14 protein-coding genes and 2 pseudogenes are annotated in these 19,551 nt (G+C 51.2%); 1 reads left to right on the top strand and 15 read right to left on the bottom strand.

The annotated features are described in order from the left end of the window. Positions 1-9: 9 nt before the first annotated feature. The 10 genes and pseudogenes from NSQ24_RS09020 to hemA all read right to left on the bottom strand — a co-directional run. Positions 10-432 (bottom strand): annotated as a pseudogene (locus NSQ24_RS09020) (transposase); the annotation flags it as partial. A gap of 114 nt (positions 433-546) precedes the next feature. Further along, positions 547-1,326, bottom strand: a complete 780-nt coding sequence (gene istB / locus NSQ24_RS09015; protein ID WP_338462886.1) for an IS21-like element helper ATPase IstB — start codon at positions 1,324-1,326, stop codon at positions 547-549. After that, the gene (istA, locus tag NSQ24_RS09010) at positions 1,323-2,564 is read right to left on the bottom strand and encodes an IS21 family transposase (RefSeq protein ID WP_339166746.1); all 1,242 of its coding nucleotides are present in this window, start codon (positions 2,562-2,564) and stop codon (positions 1,323-1,325) included. Before istA ends, istB begins: the two co-directional genes overlap by 4 nt. A gap of 112 nt (positions 2,565-2,676) precedes the next feature. Then, positions 2,677-3,560: pseudogene (locus NSQ24_RS09005) on the bottom strand (IS1182 family transposase); the annotation flags it as partial. 172 nt (positions 3,561-3,732) lie between these two features. After that, on the bottom strand, positions 3,733-5,016 hold the full coding sequence (gene hemL / locus NSQ24_RS09000) for a glutamate-1-semialdehyde 2,1-aminomutase (protein WP_122958150.1): 1,284 nt from the start codon (positions 5,014-5,016) through the stop codon (positions 3,733-3,735). A 3-nt stretch (positions 5,017-5,019) separates the two neighbouring features. Next, positions 5,020-5,997: a porphobilinogen synthase gene (hemB, locus tag NSQ24_RS08995; RefSeq protein ID WP_003387655.1), complete on the bottom strand. Its 978-nt coding sequence runs from the start codon at positions 5,995-5,997 to the stop codon at positions 5,020-5,022. Beyond that, complete coding sequence (locus NSQ24_RS08990; RefSeq protein WP_172920959.1) at positions 5,981-6,802, bottom strand: uroporphyrinogen-III synthase; 822 nt, start codon at positions 6,800-6,802, stop codon at positions 5,981-5,983. The genes hemB and NSQ24_RS08990 overlap by 17 nt, the downstream gene beginning before the upstream one ends. Next, positions 6,799-7,740 (bottom strand): hydroxymethylbilane synthase, encoded by a 942-nt coding sequence (hemC, locus tag NSQ24_RS08985; RefSeq protein WP_243014757.1) that lies wholly within the window; start codon positions 7,738-7,740, stop codon positions 6,799-6,801. The genes NSQ24_RS08990 and hemC overlap by 4 nt, the downstream gene beginning before the upstream one ends. A 26-nt stretch (positions 7,741-7,766) precedes the next feature. Further along, the gene (gene ccsA / locus NSQ24_RS08980) at positions 7,767-8,585 is read right to left on the bottom strand and encodes a cytochrome c biogenesis protein CcsA (protein ID WP_003387660.1); all 819 of its coding nucleotides are present in this window, start codon (positions 8,583-8,585) and stop codon (positions 7,767-7,769) included. Between the two features lie 30 nt (positions 8,586-8,615). Next, a complete protein-coding gene (hemA, locus tag NSQ24_RS08975; protein WP_327926483.1) occupies positions 8,616-9,977 on the bottom strand; it encodes a glutamyl-tRNA reductase in 1,362 nt (453 codons plus the stop codon). Positions 9,978-10,382: 405 nt separating this feature from the next. Here hemA and NSQ24_RS08970 point away from each other — a divergent pair, with 405 nt between their 5' ends. Next, positions 10,383-11,324 carry a DMT family transporter gene (locus NSQ24_RS08970; RefSeq protein ID WP_024984474.1) on the top strand — a complete coding sequence of 314 codons (942 nt, stop codon included), beginning with the start codon at positions 10,383-10,385 and terminating at the stop codon, positions 11,322-11,324. A gap of 120 nt (positions 11,325-11,444) precedes the next feature. Here the strand turns inward: NSQ24_RS08970 and NSQ24_RS08965 are convergent, their stop codons facing one another. The 5 genes from NSQ24_RS08965 to NSQ24_RS08945 all read right to left on the bottom strand — a co-directional run bounded on the left by NSQ24_RS08965 (position 11,445) and on the right by NSQ24_RS08945 (position 19,497). Further along, positions 11,445-12,797 carry a protein O-GlcNAcase gene (locus tag NSQ24_RS08965; protein WP_003387663.1) on the bottom strand — a complete coding sequence of 451 codons (1,353 nt, stop codon included), beginning with the start codon at positions 12,795-12,797 and terminating at the stop codon, positions 11,445-11,447. A gap of 38 nt (positions 12,798-12,835) precedes the next feature. Next, complete coding sequence (gene yihA / locus NSQ24_RS08960; RefSeq protein ID WP_024984473.1) at positions 12,836-13,501, bottom strand: ribosome biogenesis GTP-binding protein YihA/YsxC; 666 nt, start codon at positions 13,499-13,501, stop codon at positions 12,836-12,838. Continuing rightward, a complete protein-coding gene (gene lon / locus NSQ24_RS08955; RefSeq protein WP_003387665.1) occupies positions 13,498-15,837 on the bottom strand; it encodes an endopeptidase La in 2,340 nt (779 codons plus the stop codon). Before lon ends, yihA begins: the two co-directional genes overlap by 4 nt. A gap of 249 nt (positions 15,838-16,086) precedes the next feature. Beyond that, the gene (gene lonB, locus NSQ24_RS08950; RefSeq protein WP_003387666.1) at positions 16,087-17,784 is read right to left on the bottom strand and encodes an ATP-dependent protease LonB; all 1,698 of its coding nucleotides are present in this window, start codon (positions 17,782-17,784) and stop codon (positions 16,087-16,089) included. A 267-nt stretch (positions 17,785-18,051) separates the two neighbouring features. Then, complete coding sequence (locus NSQ24_RS08945) at positions 18,052-19,497, bottom strand: IS1182 family transposase (protein ID WP_024985259.1); 1,446 nt, start codon at positions 19,495-19,497, stop codon at positions 18,052-18,054. Positions 19,498-19,551: the final 54 nt, after the last annotated feature.

Below are 19,551 nucleotides of genomic sequence, written 5' to 3'. Positions count from 1 at the left end.
GCACCACACCTAACATGCCTTTGCAAGGTGGAGTGCTATCTTTTTTATATTTTGAACGGTTGCTGTCAGCAACGCTTGCTCTTGGACATTTTCACGTCCGCGCAACCTACAATAGCGAAGTCCATGCAGTTCTTTGGCATCTGCAAAACTTCGCTCTATCGTTTGGTATCTCAACCTGTATAGGTATTTTCCTGACTTACTTAAGCGGTTCTGTCGAACCCATTCTTTACTCTCTTCCCATACATGCCTGGTTATCACCTTTTGGTGATTTTTTGACCGTGTACACATAGTGAGCATCGGACATGCCTTACATATTTCTTTATTTGACTTATACATTCTGTATCCGTTACGGTCAGTTGTCGAATAAGCAAGCTCATGTTTTTGGGGGCAAATATAGACATTCTTTTCGGGATCATATTTAAACCGCCATTTGGTGTCAACTGCAAATGAAAATTCCCCATTATCTGCACTTGAATTTTCCCCATATTAGGCAATAGGTTTGTTTGAATAATGCCCCCGAGGGGGCTGGCGGCGGGAAAATTCCGTTCATTCGGTTTTATCTACAATTGTCTCTGGTCGAAAGAAACCAGCTTTTTTCTTCTCCTTTATGCGATAACTTTCTCCTTTAATGTTGATGGTGTGGGAGTGATGCAATAATCGATCAAGGATGGCGGTGGCAAGTACCGTATCTCCAAATATCTCTCCCCACGAACCATAAGACTTGTTCGAGGTAAGAATAATCGAACCAGATTCATAACGCTCCGAAACTATTTGAAAGAAAAAATGAGCTGCCGTTTCATCCATCTTGCGATAGCCGATTTCATCAATGATCAGTACATTTGGCTTAATAAAAGCCCGCATTTTTTGTTTGATACTATTGTTTTGATGGGCAATCTGAAGGGTCTGTACCAAATCGTGAGCAGTTGTAAAGTAAACTGTCAAACCTTGCTTAATGGCTTCCAAAGCCAATGCAACAGACAAGTGGGTCTTTCCGACTCCTGGCGGACCCAGCAAAATGAGATTCTCCTGTTGGTGCACAAACCGGAGGGTTGCCAAATCACGAATCCGTCTTTCATCTACGGAAGGCTGGAAACTGAAATCGAATTGCTCTAATGTTTTATGGTAGGGTAAATGAGCCAATCGTGTCTTCATTCGAATAAATCGCTCCCTCTTGGCCTTGATTTCCTCTTGCAAAAGCTTGTCCAAGAACTCCAAATACGATATATTCTGAGCAGCAGCTTCTTCTGCGTGGTGGTGAATAATTTCCGGGATTCGTACCCATCCCATTTGCGAAAAGGCTTCTTCTAAACGGGACTGGAGCATCATTGTACGATCACCTCCTCGTCAGCAAACTGCTCGTAGACTGATAAATCACGTTCCACCACTTCGGGGCTTGGATTTGAAACCAGACGCGGCATAGGTTGGGGAGCCTTCACGCGACTTTGGGTTTGAATCCCCTCGAAGTGTTTTTTATTGGTTACGACTTGTTTGGAACGAACTGCTTTTTGATGTTCAGCGATAATCGTGTTGCCCTGATAGATCCGGATAAGACCATTCTGGAGATCTTGTACCTGTACCGTATGACCAATATAGGTATAGGGTACAGAATACCTGCTTCCTCCGTAAGAAACGAGCAAATCGTTGGATACTCTTCGAGTATGCCGTTCTACTTCTTCGAACGGAACCGGGTTAAGCGGCTTCAACTGTTCATGTTTCCATCGATCTACCGGCTTTTCATGTGTGGTGCCGTGAATCCGTACATTGGCTACCGTATCCAACCAATGGCGTACTTGTTGATTCAAGTCACTCAGGCTGGTAAACGACTGTACGCGAGGCCAAAAATTCTTTCGCACATAGCCAACACCATTTTCTACTTTCCCTTTTGTTCGTGCACGGTAGGGGGCACAACGCCGGAGGGTAAAGCCGTGATGACTTGCAAACTGAGAAAAACGTTCATTCCACAATACATGGCCTTGGTCGTCGTAACCTGCAATGACGGTTTTCATATTGTCGTACAAGCATGTATCCGGTCTGCCGCCAAAGTATTGCATGGCACGTAAGTGACAGCCGATGAGGGTATCCAGCCGTTCGTTCTCCGTAAATTCCACATACAACATTCTCGAGTATCCCAAAACCATGACAAAGGCGTATAGTCGTTTATATCCACCATTCCATTCAACTTTGAAATGTCCCCAGTCTACTTGCGCTTGCTTACCAGGTGTGGTTTCATAACGGATCGTTGCCTTGGAGGTAACGACGGGGCGCAATGGTTCCATGAAGGAACGAAGGAGTCTAATTTGTCCTGAGTATCCCTGGGCTCTAATTTCATCAAACAAGACAACAGCATTTAAGCAGCCTTCTTCCATTCTCGCTTTGATATAGGGTTTAAATGGATCGAGGATGCTTGCTTTTTTGACGGTTCGCTGGTATTTCGAAGGTTCATCCCTCTTCAACCACTTACGGATTGTTTTTCGATCCCTCCCTAATTCGTTCGCAATTTGCGTGGTACTCATTCCTCTTTGTTTCATGTCTTTAATCAAGTAAAACTCCCCATTCTTTAGCATATTTCTCTCCTCCAGGGAGAGATTTTCTGCCGAAAGTGGGGAATTTTCAAGTGCCGTTATTGAGGATTTTAACAGTGCCGTTCACATTGGCGATAAGGCCTTTAACAGGTGAAAAAGCTCGATGGCCAATGACGGCAAAGATATTTAGATCGTGCAGAGCCTTGCAGATTGGAGTAGTTAAATAGCCAGCATCCAATGCAACGGCTTCAATGGTATCTGTAAACCCAAACTTCTCAATTTGGTGTTGTAGCCGATCTACATAAGGAACAGAATCATGAACGTTACCCGCAGTCACGTGTACATCAGTTATGATATTGTACTTATGATCGACTGTCCGATGATCGAGATAGAAAAAGCCTTCAGGCTTTCCGTCACGAACCATGTAACCACTGTCCGGATCAGTAGTACTCACCTTGATTTCCTTTTCTTCCTTCACATCCTCTCTAGGCTTCAATCCTTTTTTCCGTGTGCTTCACGGTCTTCATTAATGGCTGCTTCTAAATCACTAAGGTAGGCTCGACTAGATTTTTCAATAACATGCTTCTTAAATTTACGTTTGTTCGCATTTGCTTTCAGATGAGTGGAATCACTTATCAAAACACGTCCGCCAACCATGCGATGTTGGATAGCAAGGCGAACGATTTCATCAAAAATCTCTTGGAAAACATTTGTGTTTTTAAAACGAGTTCGACGATTCCAACTGATGGTAGTGTGGTCTGGAACTCGATCTGTTAGTGAAAGGCCAAGAAACCAGCGGTAAGCGATATTCGTCTGAATTTCCTTTTCGAGTTGTCTTTCTGACCGGATACCGTAAAGGTATCCAATGAAAATCATTTTAAATAAAACCACCGGATCAATGGCTGGTCTACCGTTATCTTCACAATAGTATTGGCGTACTTTTTCTCGGATGAAAGAGAAGTCTACATGCTTTTGAATAACTCGTAGCAAATGGTCCTCCGGGACCAACTCATCAAGGCATACAAATTCATATTGCATTTGTTGCTTTTTTTCATTAGAGGAAAGCACAATAATCACCCGCCAGTAAATGTAATTACAAGAATATTATAACACATTAACGCGGTGTCGTCATAAAATACAGGGGAATAAAAATGGCTGTCGACTTTCTCGACAGCCTGAAAAGTCCCCAACCGGGGACTTTCTTTGTTATTTACAGCCTTTTCATCGCTTTGTAGCTGGCGTCGATTGTCCGCTCGATATCCTCTTCCGTATGAGCAAGGGAAACGAACATTCCCTCGAATTGGGACGGCGGAATCATCACGCCTTCCTCCAGCAAATAGCGGAAGTAGGCAGAGAATTTGTCCAGATCGGCAGTCTTGGCCGTGTCGTAATTGACGACAGGCGTATCGGTAAAGAACAGGCAAACCATGGAGCCAACGCGGTTCAGCGTATGCGGAATACCGAGTTTGCGGGCATTTTCCGCAAGCCCCTCCGCCAGGCGGGCAGAGAGCGCCTCCAGTTTTTCATAGGCTCCCGGCTGTCCCAGCTCCTGCAGGGTGGTCAGTCCGGCCGCCATTGCCAGCGGGTTGCCCGAAAGCGTACCTGCCTGATAGATCGGTCCTGCCGGCGCGATTTGCTGCATGATCTCCCGTTTGCCGCCATAAGCGCCGACCGGAAGTCCGCCGCCAATTACCTTGCCCATGGTCGTCAGATCCGGAGTGATGCCGTACAGCTCCTGTGCCCCGCCACGGGATACACGGAAGCCGGTCATGACTTCATCAAAAATCAGCAGTGTGCCGTGTTGCTGCGTAATTTCACGCAGCGCCTCCAAAAAGCCCGGCTGCGGCGGCACAACACCCATGTTTCCGGCGATCGGTTCCACGATCACGGCAGCCAGGTCAGCGCCGAAGTTTTCAAATGCCAGCTTGACGCTTTCCAGATCGTTGTACGGGACCGTAATGGTGTTGACTGCTGTCGCTTCCGGCACACCTGGGCTGTCAGGCAAGCCGAGCGTAGCTACCCCGGAGCCGGCCTTGATGAGCAGGCTGTCGGCATGACCATGATAGCAGCCTTCAAACTTCATGATTTTATTGCGCTTCGTATAACCGCGGGCGAGTCGCAGAGCGCTCATCGTCGCTTCCGTTCCGGAGTTGACCATGCGAACAACCTCGACAGACGGTACGATTTCACAAACCAGCTTGGCCATTTCCGTTTCCCGTTCGGTTGGAGCGCCGAAGCTTGTTCCCAGCACAGCCGCTTCCTGAATGGCCGCCAGCACCTTTGGATGAGCGTGGCCCAAAATCAACGGACCCCAAGAGCCGATGAAATCGATGTAGCTGTTGCCGTCGACGTCTGTAATCCGCGAGCCTTCGCCTTTCGCGATGTAGACAGGGTTTCCGCCGACACTTTTAAAAGCGCGCACCGGGCTGTTTACGCCGCCCGGTATGTAACGCTGGGCTTCTTCAAACATGCGGGACGAATTGTCCATTTTCATTGTCTACTCACCTCGCAGCCATTTTGCCACGTCTTTGGCATGATAGGTAATGATCAGATCGGCCCCGGCGCGTTTGAAGCCGAGGAGCGTTTCCATCACGATCTGCTGTTCGTTGATCCAGCCGTTGGCAGAAGCTGCTTTGACCATGGAATACTCTGCGCTGACGTTGTACACCACGAGAGGCAAATCGAAGCTTTCCCGCAGTCTCAGCACCATGTCCATAAAAGCGAGGCCTGGCTTCACCATCAAAAAGTCTGCTCCTTCGGCTACGTCGGAAGCCGCTTCCCGCAGCCCCTCCCGCGCATTGGCCGGGTCCATCTGATAGGTTTTGCGATCACCCGATTTCGGCGTGGAGTGAGCTGCATCGCGGAATGGACCGTAAAAGCTGGAGGCGTATTTGACTGAGTAGGACATGATCGGAACATGAACGAAGCCAGCCTCGTCCAAACCTTCGCGAATCGCTGCGACAAACCCGTCCATCATGTTGGAAGGCGCGATTATATCGGCTCCCGCCTTCGCTTGAGACACAGCTGTGGCTACCAGAAGCTTCAGAGACTCGTCGTTGTCGATCTCTCCCTCGTGCAAAACGCCGCAATGCCCGTGATCGGTATACTGGCACAGGCACGTATCGGCGATCACGACCATATCCGGGTAGGCTTCCTTGATCTGGCGGATCGCCTGCTGTGTGATCGCGTTGTCATTGTAAGCCTCGGAACCACAGGCATCCTTGTGCTCGGGCACCCCGAACATCATCAGCGATTTGATCCCCAGCGAAGCGATTTCGTCCAGCTCTTCGCGCAGCCTGTCGAGAGAAAAGTGATACACGCCAGGCATGGACGGAATCTCTTCTTTTACATTCGTTCCTTCCACCACAAACAGCGGGTAAATCAAATCTTCCAGACGAACATGGTTTTCGCGAACAAGATCGCGCATACCCGCGCTTGTACGCAATCTGCGATGACGATCAAATGAAATGGCCATTTCCATTCCCTCCCCAATATGCTTTCAATGCTTCCAGCAAGCCTTCGACGGTGTACTCGCGGGCGACGACATCTGCCTGCAAGCCGTGCGCTCTTGCCGTATCGGCCGTGATCGGGCCGATGCAGGCAATGGTTACGCCCGCCAGCAGCTGCTTCCCCCCATAAGGGGCCATCGCTTCCATAAAATACGAAACGGTCGAAGAGCTCGTAAATGCGATAACGTCAATCAAGCCGTTCCGCAGGCGCTCCGCCGCTTCCGGAGCGTCCTTTGCATCGATCACGGTATGGTACACATCCACCTCCGTGACATCCAGGCCCATGCGGCGCAGCTCCTCCGGCAAGGTTTTGCGGGCAATGTCAGCCCGCGGCAGCAGCACGCGCTCGCCGGGCTGAAGCCGATCTTTCAGACTGGCGAGCATGCCCTCCGCCACATAATCGGAAGGTATCACCTCTGCTCTCAGCCCGTGCAAGGCGAGCTCTGCCGCTGTCTTGGGACCGACCGCAGCGAGGTGCCCCGTCAGCCTGTCGATCCCGATTCCGAGCTGCCGCATCCGATCAAGAAAAAAGCGAACCCCGTTTACGCTGGTAAACATGACCCAGTCAAAGCTGCCGATGCGGGATAAGGCTTCATCCAAACGGCTGCTGTCTTGCGGAGGCACCATTTTCAATAGCGGAAACGCATACGCTTCCCCGCCCAGAGCTTCCAACTGACTGATCAGCTCCCTCGCCTGCCCCCGCGATCTGGTCACCATCATGCGTATGCCGGCAAGCGGCCCCACATGCCCGCCTTCAACCGAGTGAATCATGCCTGGCTCTCCCTTTTCACCTGCTCCAGAACCTCTTGTGCCCCTTCTGCCGCCAGGACGTCAGCCACTTCGCGTCCGAGAGCAAGCGGGTCAACACCCGTAGCCGTCCGCTTGAACACACGCTTGCCATCCGGCGTAGCGACGAGACCGGTCAATGTAATGACAGGCTGCTTGCCACCCCCGTCGGAGACGGTCGCGTAGGCGCCGATCGGCACCTGGCAGCCGCCCTCCAGGCGATGCAAGAAGCTCCGCTCTGCCGTCACGGCAAGACGAGTTTCAGGATGATCAAACTTGCTCAGCAGCGCCAATGTCTCTTCGTCATCAGCTCGGCACTCGATCGCGAGCGCCCCTTGCCCGACGGCAGGAAGGCTGATCTCCACCGGCAAAAATTGGCTGATCGTACCATCCCAGTTCACCCGCTCCAATCCGGCTGCCGCGAGAACGATAGCGTCGAAGTTTCCTTCGTTCAGCTTGCGGATGCGCGTATCGATATTGCCGCGCAAGGATTCGATCTGGATGTCGGGCCGGTACGCCAGCAGCTGAGCCGAACGGCGCAAGCTGCTCGTTCCTACCAAAGCCCCATGCGGAAGCTCGTCAAGCGTCTTTCCGTCTTTGGAAAGAAGCACGTCACGAGGATCGACACGTTTCGGAATCGCTCCGATGACCAGCCCCTCCGGCAGCTCGGCCGGCATATCCTTCAGGCTGTGGACGGCCAGATCCGTTTCTTTGTCCAGCAGAGACTGCTCGATCTCTTTTACGAACAGTCCCTTGCCCCCGACCTTGGATAAAGTGACGTCCAGGATGCGATCTCCTTTCGTCACGATTTCGTGAAGCTCAAATGACGCGCTTTGATCAAGCTGTTTCAATTGGTCGACGACCCAGTTCGCCTGCGTGAGCGCCAGCATGCTGCGGCGCGTTCCTACTTTCCATGTTCTCATGGTAGCCTCCTAACATAGCCACTCGATTATAGCCAGTTATGAAATTTCGAAAAATCGGTAGCCAGAAAATTGATCAACACCAGCCCGAAGCTCGCCAGATTAAACAGCGCCAGACTGCGCATTTGCCATGTGTCGCTGTACCGTTTGTAGAGCCCGAACGAGTACACGCCCAGGACGACGAGCGACCATACGACCTTAGCATCCAGCCAAAACTTTTCGGGCAGTACCAGTTTTCCCCAAATGATGCCGACCAAAATGGCCAGCAGCAGCATGGGGACGCCCAGCATGTTCATTCGGTACGCGTACCCCTCCAACACATCCAGACTTGGCAGCCGGCGAAGCATCGGCGTCCAGCGCTTCGCTTTCAGCATGTTGTGCTGCAGCAGATACATGGCCGAGAAAACCATGGAAAGCGAGAAAGCCCCATAGCTGAACATCGCCAGCGTGATGTGAACCAACAGCAGCTCCGACGTCAATGGACCGGATACGGCGTTCAGCGGCGTCTCAGGCAAGAACATGGACAGAACCAGCACGACAAACCCGATCACATTGGTAAAAAACACCAGCAAATCTATGCGAAAAAAATAGTTGATCACAAGCGATAACGTAACCAGCACCCACGAATAAAAGAACAAAGTCTCAAATAAAGTAATGACGGGGAAGTATGCCTTTTCCGCCATTTGCGAGACAAAAAAAGCAGTTTGCAAGGCCCAAACGACAGCAAGCAACCCGAAAGCCAGTCGATTGACTTTCCGGTTGCTTTGCAAGAAGTCGTTGAAATAGAAGAGAACACTTGCAGCGTAGAGAAAGATCGTCAAATCATAGATCCATCTCGCATCGGCCATGTACTCTCTCCTCTCTTTCCGTATCGGTATCTACTCAGGGATCCGGGATGCGAGCACCTGTTCACGCGCGGAAGTCTGCTTTGCTTTTTCTTTTTCCCAGTTCGCTTCCCGCTCGGCCCGCTCCAGAATCTCTTCGAGTGCAAAAATCGTAGAGAACATGTCCAACACATCGGGGCCATCCTTCTTGGCTGCCAGCTCCTTTAGGCGAACGACCGGATCGTGCAATAACTGATTAATCATTCCTTTGGTCGTCTTGCGGATGATGTGCAGCTCTTTTTCTGTCAGGCCGCTTAGCTTGTTCTCCATCTTGCGCATGCCTTCGCTGTGAATATCAAACGCTTTTTCACGCAAGGCTGCAATCAGAGGAGAAACGCCCAATGTCTGGTACCAGGTCGTAAAGGCGACAATCTCCTCGGCAATCATGCCTTCCAGTCGTTCCGCTTCTCTGGAACGCTCTTCCAGGTTGCTGGCGACAATGCCTTCGAGATCGTCGATGTCGTACAGGTATACGTTGTCGAGATCGTGCAGGCTCGGGTCCAGATCCCGCGGTACCGCAATGTCGATCATAAACAGCGGGCGATGCCTGCGCTGCTTCATGATCGGCTGCAGCTGCTCCTTGGTGATGACGTATCCCGTCGCCCCCGTCGAGCTGATGACGATGTCTGCTGTGAGCAGTGCCGATGACAACTGCTCCATCGTACAGGCGTCCCCTTGGAATTTCTCGGCAAGCAGCTGTGCCCGCTCCAGTGTCCGGTTGGCTACACGAACATGTCCCGAACCATTGGCATGCAGATGTTTGGCAGTCAGCTCGCTCATTTTTCCCGCTCCGACGATCAGCACTTCTTTGCCGGAAAACGATCCGAAAATCTTTTTCCCCAGCTCGATCGCCGCGTAGCTGACAGACACAGCATTCTGTCCGATGGCCGTCTCTGTATGCGCCCTTTTCGCAAAGGTGATCGCCTGCTTAAACAGCATATTGAATACGGTTCCGGTCGTCTCCTGCTGCTGCGCTTGTGTAAAAGCATCGCGCACTTGACCGAGTATCTGCGTTTCTCCCACCACCATCGAATCCATGCCGCAGGAGACGCGGAACAGGTGCTCGATGGCTTGTTCGTTCCCTTTTATATAGAGATGTTCCTTAAAAGATTCCTTGCTCGCACCAAACCATTCCGCCAAAAATCGAAGCGTGTAATCGCGACCGACGTTCAGCTGATCGCAAACCACGTAAATTTCCGTGCGGTTGCAAGTCCCGAGGATCACGCATTCCGCGATGCTCTTCGTCTGGGAGAGGAGATAAAGAGCCCGAGACGTGCCGTCGTCGCTGAAAGTAAACTTCTCGCGAATTTCGACAGGTGCCGTTTTGTAGTTAAGACCCAGCAAAAGAATATCCATAGCGTCCTCCCGGTCATACATGCCAGTCAATTCTCTAATAAATGCACTATCATTATATCATTATGTCCTGAACGGGTCAGTTGTAATTGTGAAAAGTTTATTAACGGCCGACACTTTGGCGACAGAGCGCGCGATATTCGTCGAAAGGCAGCCCCATACGAAACCGTTTTGCAATCCGCTTCAGGGTGTTCGGTAAGCTTCTGACGACAATGTCCCTTCTCTATCCCCATCCTCTAACCGGATAAGCCAAGTCCGGGTTTTCCTTATTTTCAGACACCTTGTCAAAAAGGCAAGGCACAGGCAAAGTTTTTCCCTTGCTTTCCCGCTTTCTATCCCTTATCATGCTTGCAAGATCATTTGAACGTTTTGAATCATCTGATGATGGTGGAAGGAGAGAAGATGCCTTTGAAAAAACCGTGGATGGCGGATGTGACCCTGTTTTTGATCGCATTTGTCTGGGGAGCGACGTTTCTCGTCGTCCAACAAGCGATCTCAGCGCTGCCGCCGAACGCTTTCAATGCCATTCGCTTTACGATCGCCGCCCTGTTCCTGCTCGTGATACAACTCCTGTTCTTTCGCAGCCAGTGGAGGGCATGGAGCGGCGCCTTGCTCAAAGCCGGCTGTATCATCGGGTTTTGGCTTTGCCTCGGGTATGGGCTGCAAACAGTAGGGCTGTTGTATACAACGCCGTCCAAAGCCGGATTTATCACCGGCCTGTCCGTTGTGCTGGTCCCTCTTTTCGCTTTTCTGATCCTGCGCAGCCGCATCAAACCCGCGGCAATCGTCGGCGTCTTGCTGGCCGCGATTGGTCTGTATTTATTGACCCTGAACCAGACGCTCAGCTTCAACATCGGGGACCTCCTTGTATTTGGATGCGCGATCTGCTTTGCGCTGCAAATCGTCGTCACCGGCAAGTACGCGCCGCAATTTTCGGCTTTGCCGCTCGCCATCGTGCAGCTGGCAACAGTAGCGGTTCTCAGTTGGGTCTATACCTTCTTGTTTGAAGACTGGAGCAGGGCATTTAATCTGGAGATTCTTTTGATTCCGGAAGTCGCACGAGGACTGCTCATCACCTCGATATTTGCGACTGCGCTTGCCTTTCTCGCACAGACGGCTCTGCAAAAGCAGACCAGTTCTACCCGTGTCGCACTCATTTTTGCTCTCGAACCCGTATTTGCCGCCCTTACCTCTTATCTGTGGATCAATGAGGTGCTTACCGGTCGTCAAATCCTGGGGGGCTTGCTCATTTTCTTCGGAATGATCCTGGCTGAGCTTCCGATTGGCCAATGGCTAAAACTATCGCGAAGCCGACGCGAGAGCGAGGAAGAAAACAGAAGTTCGGCTTGAGAAAGTTCGGAAAGCGTGAGATCGGCATTTGATGATTGGAACGAAGACTGAAACGAACTATCGAACAAAAAAAGGAGCGGGTCTGTCTCGTACGTACGAGAGCCCCGCTCCTTTTCATTTCTATGTCGCCTTTTTTACTTCCTGCAATAGCGCTTCGACAAAGATGGGCATCACCTGACCGCAAACCTTTTGCGGCAGTCTTTCGGTCCGCTTCAGCCATCTTTTCAGGCGGAGCAAATGATAGGCCGCTTGTGGCACCCTGCCACTGCTGCCAGCATCGATCAAGGCAATTGCCGTCTGTCCTACCTTGGCCCAGTGCCAATACTTTTCGACCCATGGGCGTATTTCTGCAGACAGCTTCTGATTCTGCATACCCGTCAGCAGATGATTGGCTGTTTCCTCCATCTCGGCGAACAATCGCCTGAGCTCCTCGGTACCCTGCCTTTTGTCTCCATACAGAAAATGGAAACGAAACTGCATAAATGTCTCCATCAGAGCTGGGGACTCTGTTTCGTTCAAAAATGAGCTTTGCACATTGTCGGCAAAACGGAGAAAAGCTTCCGCATCGTCGGCTCCAGCCACTTCCTCCACTGCCCGCCTCCACGACTGAACGGGATCGTAGCCCTCCGGGTCGTTCAAGTAATCCGCTACCGTGATCAGCGGTATCTTGGAGCTCTCCGCCCACTCCATCGCATTCGCCACATAGCCTGCGGAAAGCCGGCCCAAACCCGGATCTCTGTGCCGCAACGGACCGATATGGAGCTCGTTTGCCATTGCAAGGTCATTTACAGGGTAGTTGTCCCAGTACAACGGGCGATGTCCTGTGTATTCCCGGAAGCGGACAGCGTCCCCTTCTGTAAGAAAAGGGGAACAGACGAATCTTCCTGTCCAAAACAGATCGATCTCATCAGGCAAGAGCTGCCCCAGTGTCGTAATGTATGGTTCATTTCCCATGCCGGAATACTGCGTCGGACACAGCACCAATTTGACAGGCTCCGGCCAGCTTGCCATCTGCTTGTACAGCTGCAACGCCGTTTCCGCATGAGCCTCCGCCAATGTGCCAAACTTCCTCGTATCCACTTCATGCAAGAGAGCCAGCGGAATATCGTCAAACTGGAGAGCGAAGTGCCTGACTCCCCTCTTGTACATAAACCGGTATTTATCCAGCAGTTGATCGGCATGAGCGCGGTTCGCGTACTCCATGTTCAAGCCGGGACTCAAACAGTAATAGAATGACAGCTTCGCCTTATGTGCTGCAGCGATGAGTTGATCGATTTGCTCCCGTTCAACTGGAGGATGGTACTCCTGCCACCTCTCACGGAGAAACGGATCGTCCTTGGGAGCGTAAAAGTACGCATTAAACTGATGCTTGCCTAAAAAATCAATCATGTCCAAGCGCTCTTCATGGGTCCATGGCTTGCCATAGAACCCTTCGATGACACCCCGTATGGGAAAGCGTTCGTGACACGTCACAAAATGGCCTCCTCTCCCGTCCGGCGTATACCAGCTTGCTATTGCGCCTTGCCTTCTGCCTGTTCGGCAGAGGAGGGAACCTTCTCTTCTTTCGCCTGTTCTCGCTTGGCCTCTTCGTATTCATAGAGGCGCCGCTTGATCTCTGACCATAATTCGTCCCGTCCTTGTCCCGTCTCGGACGAGAAAATGAGGATCGTATCGTCTCCGCGCATATTCAGATGCTGGCGGATCACTTTTGTATGCTGCAGCCAGCGGCCACGGGCAATTTTATCTCCCTTGGTGGCGACGACAACGGTCGGAATGCCGATCTCCTTGCACCATTCATACATGGCGATATCGTCCTTGCTTGGCGCATGGCGAATATCGACCAGCTGGATGATGAACCGCAGCTCCTTCCGCTGCTTCAGATACGTCTCGATCATTTTTCCCCATTGGCCTTTGATCGATTTGGCTACTTTGGCATAGCCGTAGCCGGGAAAATCGACAAAGTATAGCTGCTTGTTGACTTGAAAATAGTTAAGGGTTTGCGTTTTACCCGGTTTTTGACTGGTTCTGGCAAGCCCTTTGCGATTCATCATTTTGTTCAGCAGCGAGGATTTGCCGACATTGGATCGACCTACCAGAGCAATCTCCGGTAGGCCGTCAGTCGGATATTGATTGGGGCCGACAGCGCTGGTGATAAATTCGGCAGAGGTAATCTTCATTCGTGATCACCAACCGTCTTTTTAACGAGCGCGTGGCGAAGCACTTCATCCAGGTGCTCGACAGGGATAAACTTCAAATCCTTCCGTACGCTCTCTGGAATATCGTCAATGTCTTTTTCGTTTTCTTTTGGCAAAATGACAGTCGTCAAACCTGCGCGATGTGCAGAAAGCGACTTTTCCTTCAGCCCGCCGATGGGCAGGACGCGGCCACGCAGTGTGATCTCCCCGGTCATCCCTACCTCTTTCCGAACCGGAATCCCGGTCAGAGCCGATACAAGAGCAGTGGCCATCGTAATGCCTGCGGAAGGACCATCCTTTGGTATCGCACCCTCGGGAACGTGGATATGAATGTCGTTCTTTTCATGGAAATCGGGGTCGACGTTCCACTCGGCAGCCCGCGAGCGAATATAGCTGAATGCAGCCTGAGCGGACTCCTTCATGACATCCCCCAATTGGCCTGTCAAAGTAAGCTTCCCTTTTCCAGGCAAGACCGTTACTTCAACATTCAGCGTGTCGCCGCCCGCTTCGGTCCAAGCGAGACCCGTAACCGAGCCAACCTGATCCTCTTTTTCAGCAAGTCCATAGCGATAGCGCGGCTTGCCGAGAAGACTTTCCACTGTCTTCGCCGTTACGACCACACGCTTCTTGTCGCCGGCAACGATCAGTTTGGCTGCCTTTCGACACACATTGGCCGCCTCGCGATTCAGATTCCGCACACCGGCTTCACGGGTATACTGACGAATGATCTTTAGCATTGCTTCTTCCTGCACTTGCAATTTATCCTTGCCAAGACCGTGGTCCTGCATTTGTTTCGGCAACAGATAGCCGCGCATGATATTCAGCTTCTCCAGCTCGGTATAGCCGGAAATGGAGATGACCTCCATGCGGTCCAGGAGCGGTCGGGGAATTGTATGCAGGCTGTTGGCCGTTGTGATAAACATGACATTGGTCAAATCGTACGTCTCTTCGATGTAGTGGTCGCTAAACTTGTCGTTCTGATTCGGGTCCAGCACTTCCAGCAGAGCGGAAGCAGGATCGCCGCGGAAATCGGAAGCGAGCTTGTCGATCTCATCGAGAAGGAACACCGGATTGACTGTGCCAGCCTGTTTCATTCCCTGGATAATCCGGCCTGGCAGGGCACCTACATAGGTCCGGCGATGGCCGCGAATTTCCGCTTCGTCACGCACGCCGCCCAGTGAGATCCGCACGAATTCCCGCTCCAGCGCACGGGCGATGGAACGAGCCAATGAGGTTTTCCCTACCCCCGGAGGTCCGACCAGACACAGAATCGGGCCACGCATGGAATTGACCAGCTTCTGAACGGCCAGATACTCCAGTACCCGTTCCTTTGGCTTTTCCAGACCGTAATGATCCTCGTTCAAAATGTCTTCCGCATGCTTGATGTCCAGATTGTCTACCGTTTTTCTCGTCCAAGGGAGCGCCAGCAGCGTATCGATGTACGTGCGAATGACGGACCCTTCTGCGGAGGTCGACGGCATTTTTTCCAGACGTTCCAGCTCTTTTTCGATTTTGTTCTTGATCCGTTCAGGAGCGTCCGATTTGTCCAACTGGGCACGCAGCTCGTCTACTTCTCCCTGCCGTCCGTCGCGGTCGCCGAGCTCCTTTTGGATCGCTTTCATTTGCTCGCGCAAGTAGTATTCCTTTTGCGTCCGCTCCATCTGTTTCTTGACGCGGCCGCTGATCTTGCGCTCCAGCTCCAAAACCTCTCGCTCGTTGTTTAAGATGTCGAGGAGAATGTTCAGGCGCTCCTTGATGTTGGTCGTCTCCAGAATTTCCTGCTTGTCGCGCATTTTCAGCGGCAGGTGGGAGGCGATGACATCCGCCAGACGACCTGGTTCTTCAATATCTGTAACCGAGCTGAGCGTCTCTGGAGATACCTTCTTGGAAAGCTTGATGAACTGCTCAAAGTGGTTGAGTACGGCGCGCATCAGCGCTTCCACTTCGTTTTCGTCTCCGCTTTCCTCCTCCAGATACGTAATGGTTACCTGAAAGAAATCTTCCTGGCGAACATACTCTTCAATTTTGGCCCGTTGCAATCCCTCGACCAACACCCGGATGGTCCCGTTTGGGAGCTTCAGCATCTGTTTGACGCGGGCTACGGTGCCGACATTGTAAATTTGTTCGGCCTCAGGTTCTTCTATATGGACTTCCTCCTGCGTTGCAAGCAAAATCTTGTTGTCATCCACCATGGCCTGCTCCAGTGCACGGACAGACTTTTCCCGTCCGACATCCAGATGCAGCACCATCGATGGATACACAAGCAGCCCACGCAGCGGGAGGAGCGGAATCTCTCGTTTACCGGAACGATCGCCCAATCTTATGCACCTCTCCTTGATCTGAACAGTCTCTTGCAGTTTTTGTGTGAAAAAGCGGGTTAACCATGCTTGCCCAAAATGAAAGACTTGGTCGGACCGCCTTTTTTATACAAGCAAAAACGGCTCCTGAACAGCCGTTTTTGGTCACCAAGACACGCTGCTTTCTCCCTTCTTTTGGAGAAAGTCGAAGCTTCTTACCATTGTAGCGCAAACACATTCCAATGTCTAATTTCAAGGTGCGATCCTTCTTTACAAGGAGAGTGGCGAGGACGCCAGGTCTTCTGCAGGCAGCTGCAGCGTAAATCCGGCACTTTCAACCTCCGGCTCGGCATGATCCTTAAAGGCCAGCTCCAAAACCTGCTGCACCGTTGAAACAGGAATGACTTCGATCCCCTTCATGTCGGAAAACAGGCTTTGCCAGTTCTCTTCCGGGATAAACACACGCGTCGCTCCTGCTGCGCGGGCAGCCTCCACCTTGGCCACTACTCCGCCGACAGGCTTCACCTTTCCGTGAATGCTGACTTCCCCCGTCATCGCCAGCAGATTATCTACCGGAATTTCCTTGATCGCAGAATAGATGGCTGTCGTAATCGCGATACCAGCAGATGGCCCATCTACAGGCACTCCGCCAGGGAAGTTGATGTGGAGATCGTAATTGTAAGGGTGGATGCCCAAGCGGTGCAGCACTGTCAGAACGTTGTCGATCGAACCCTTGGCCATGGACTTGCGCCTGATCGTTCTGCTTCTGCCGCCGATTTCCTCCTCTTCGGCGAGGCCGGTCGTCGTGATGCGTCCGTTTCCTGCGATCGCTGCACGTGTCGCAGTTACTTCCAGTTCCATTACGCTGCCCATATTCGGTCCGTAGACGGCCAGACCGTTGACCAAACCGACCTGCGGAGTGGAGTGTACCTGCTTTTCCTGTCTCGGCGACTTTTGACTGCTATGAACGACCCATTCGACATCGGAGGACTGTATAACTTTTCTCTCCTCCGTCAAGGCAATCCCTGCGGCGATCTGCACCGTATTGATCGCTTCCCGTCCATTGGTCGCGTACCGCTCAATCACATGTACAGCGGCATCCTCCATCGTCATGTCCATTTTCGAAACAGCCGTACGAACGATGCTGCCGATCTCGGCCGGTTTGAGCGGACGGAAAAAGATTTCCAGACAGCGGGAACGAAGAGCGGCAGGCAATTCCTCCGGCATCCTCGTCGTTGCTCCGACCAGGCGAAAATCAGCCGGGAGCCCGTACTTGAATACTTCGTGTATATGCGAAGGAATCTGCGTGTTTTCTTCGCTGTAGTAGGCACTCTCCAGCATGACTTTTCGGTCTTCCAATACTTTCAGCAGCTTATTCATCTGAACGGGGTGAAGCTCCCCGATCTCATCCAAAAACAGTATGCCTCCATGCGCTTTGGTCACGGCTCCGGGCTTTGGCTGCGGCACCCCGGCTTGGCCCAAGGCACCCGCCCCCTGGTAAATGGGATCGTGGACAGAGCCGATCAACGGGTCGGCGATGCCTCTCTCATCAAAACGGGCAATCGTGGCGTCTATTTCGACAAATTTGGCTTCCGAATTGAAAGGCGACATCTTGTTTTTCTTCGCTTCTTCCAATACTACCCGCGCAGCAGCCGTCTTCCCAACGCCCGGGGGTCCGTAAATGATCACATGCTGCGGATTGGGACCGCACAGAGCTGCGCGCAGCGCTCTCAGGCCGTCCTCCTGCCCGACAATTTCTTCCATAGCAGCAGGCCGTGTTTTTTCTGACAGCGGCTCGGTCAAGGCAATCATGCGCATCCGGCGCAACTGATCCAGATCTTTGCGCGATTCCTTTTCGGTTGAGGTCTTGTTGGCCCGCTGGGTTCGCAGCAAATTCCAAAAGTAGGTTCCTATGATAATCCCGACAATCACTTCAATGCAGGCAATGACTAGTGTCGTATAGTTCATCCGCAGTCCCTCCCATGCTCACTGGCAACTATTTAGCAGGCTGTCCGTACTCGTCGGCGTTACTATCCCAGAACGGCCTTTCGTTCGCGTCTCTTGAACTATAATGAGTAGTATTGCCTCGCAGTGCGGGACATAAACTCAAAAACGAGCAGGTCCCGTCTATTGCCGTGATGCAGAAAGCCGAATTGGAGGTTAGATCTGGACTTGGCCGTGAAAAAGAAAAAAGTCCGTCCCCGACGAAAAAAACCACCTCGGGTTGAGGTGGTTTCAGGTTGCAGACAAACTCCCTCGCTGAACGAACAGCAGAGGGAGTTTGTTTAATAATTTGATGAAAATACCGAAGGTGTTTTGATCGTTCACCTTTTGGCGACCTGATTTCCATAGCCAGGTCGCCATTTTTTTCAAGTTCATGGCAGCGAAAACAAGCATCGCCTGCATCGTGACCTTCTCCAGTCCTCGTAAGGTCGTCCAACGCATGCCATGCTTTTCCTTCATATCAGCGAATACACGTTCAATCGTTTCTTTCCGTTTGCTATAGATTTGTTTGTTTTCCTCGGTATGCCGGAGGTGGTCTACCTCTTCGAGGTAATCAGCCCAGATGTGGCGACTCACTCTCTTTGTGTAGTCTTTACTTTCCGTGCATTGTTTCAAGAACGGACAACTTCGGCAAACTTGAGAATTTGATCGATAGATACGGTACCCATCCTTGTTTGTTGTCTCATATGTTAAGATTTGCTCGTTCGGGCAGATGTAGCAGTCGAAATATTCATCATACACATATTCGTGCTTTTTAAAAAAACCTTCTTTGGTGCGTGGTCTTGTGTAGGGCATAACGGGGCGAATCTGGTCATCAAGGAGTGTTTTACTGATGTAAGGCGTCTTGTATCCCGAGTCCACTGCCACAGCTTGAGGCTGTGCAAACGTCTTTCGCACTTGATTCAAAACATCCTCAAAAACCTGACTGTCATGCACATTGCCTGGCGTTACCTTGGCACCAAGCACAAATCCATTTCGATCACATGCTGTATGAAAACTATAAGCAAATACACGTTCCTTTTCCCCTTTTACAAACAATCCGCAATCCGGGTCAGTTGTGCTGACTTTCACCTCCTTCTTCGAAGTTTCTGTCTTTTTTTCAAGGGGCTTCTTTCCATGTGCAATACGATCCTGATTGATTTCTTCGTCCAGCAGCTCTTGATATTTCTTCGCTTGTTCTTCAACGATTTCTTTCACGTATTTATGCTTATTCGCACTGGCTTTTACATGCGTAGCATCAATGAAAAGCACATCAGGCTTCACGAATCCATGATGAACCGCCTCCTCCAATATTCGAAGGAAGATCGACTCGAAGAGTTGAGTATCCCGAAAACGGCGAACATAGTTCTTGCCTAGGGTCGTGAAATGGGGAATGGGCTGACTGAAATCATAGCCAATAAACCACCGATAGGCAACATTGGTTTCGATCTCTTTAATCGTTTGTCGCATGGAACGAATTCCAAAAATATATTGGATGAAAGCAATTTTAACTAAGACTACAGGGTCAACACTGGGTCTGCCATTGTCATGACAGTAGAGGCTTTCCACCAAGTCATAGATGAACGAAAAGTCGATTGCATTTTCAATTTTTCTTACGAGATGATCTTCTGGCACCAACTCATCTAGCGAGAATGCAGATATCTGATAACGCCCTTCGGCCTCTTGCTTATTAAGCATAATGCCACCTCTAAAAAATAACTTTTGAAAACGTAACATGTTCTATATTCAACA

The organism is Brevibacillus sp. FSL L8-0520 (assembly GCF_037963895.1).
Taxonomy (GTDB): Bacteria; Bacillota; Bacilli; order Brevibacillales; family Brevibacillaceae; genus Brevibacillus; species Brevibacillus borstelensis.
Note: the sequence above shows the minus strand (reverse complement) of the source record. Positions and strands in the feature narration are given on the sequence as shown.

What these genes read in the sequence shown, in the direction of transcription:
- NSQ24_RS08945 (WP_024985259.1), bottom strand. Translation starts at nt 19,497, where the DNA reads ATGCTTAATAAGCAAGAGGCCGAAGGGCGTTATCAGATATCTGCATTC.
- istB (WP_338462886.1), bottom strand. Translation starts at nt 1,326, where the DNA reads ATGATGCTCCAGTCCCGTTTAGAAGAAGCCTTTTCGCAAATGGGATGG.
- NSQ24_RS08990 (WP_172920959.1), bottom strand. Translation starts at nt 6,802, where the DNA reads ATGATTCACTCGGTTGAAGGCGGGCATGTGGGGCCGCTTGCCGGCATA.
- hemC (WP_243014757.1), bottom strand. Translation starts at nt 7,740, where the DNA reads ATGAGAACATGGAAAGTAGGAACGCGCCGCAGCATGCTGGCGCTCACG.
- hemB (WP_003387655.1), bottom strand. Translation starts at nt 5,997, where the DNA reads ATGGCCATTTCATTTGATCGTCATCGCAGATTGCGTACAAGCGCGGGT.
- lonB (WP_003387666.1), bottom strand. Translation starts at nt 17,784, where the DNA reads ATGAACTATACGACACTAGTCATTGCCTGCATTGAAGTGATTGTCGGG.
- ccsA (WP_003387660.1), bottom strand. Translation starts at nt 8,585, where the DNA reads ATGGCCGATGCGAGATGGATCTATGATTTGACGATCTTTCTCTACGCT.
- hemA (WP_327926483.1), bottom strand. Translation starts at nt 9,977, where the DNA reads ATGGATATTCTTTTGCTGGGTCTTAACTACAAAACGGCACCTGTCGAA.
- hemL (WP_122958150.1), bottom strand. Translation starts at nt 5,016, where the DNA reads ATGAAAATGGACAATTCGTCCCGCATGTTTGAAGAAGCCCAGCGTTAC.
- yihA (WP_024984473.1), bottom strand. Translation starts at nt 13,501, where the DNA reads ATGAAGATTACCTCTGCCGAATTTATCACCAGCGCTGTCGGCCCCAAT.
- istA (WP_339166746.1), bottom strand. Translation starts at nt 2,564, where the DNA reads ATGCTAAAGAATGGGGAGTTTTACTTGATTAAAGACATGAAACAAAGA.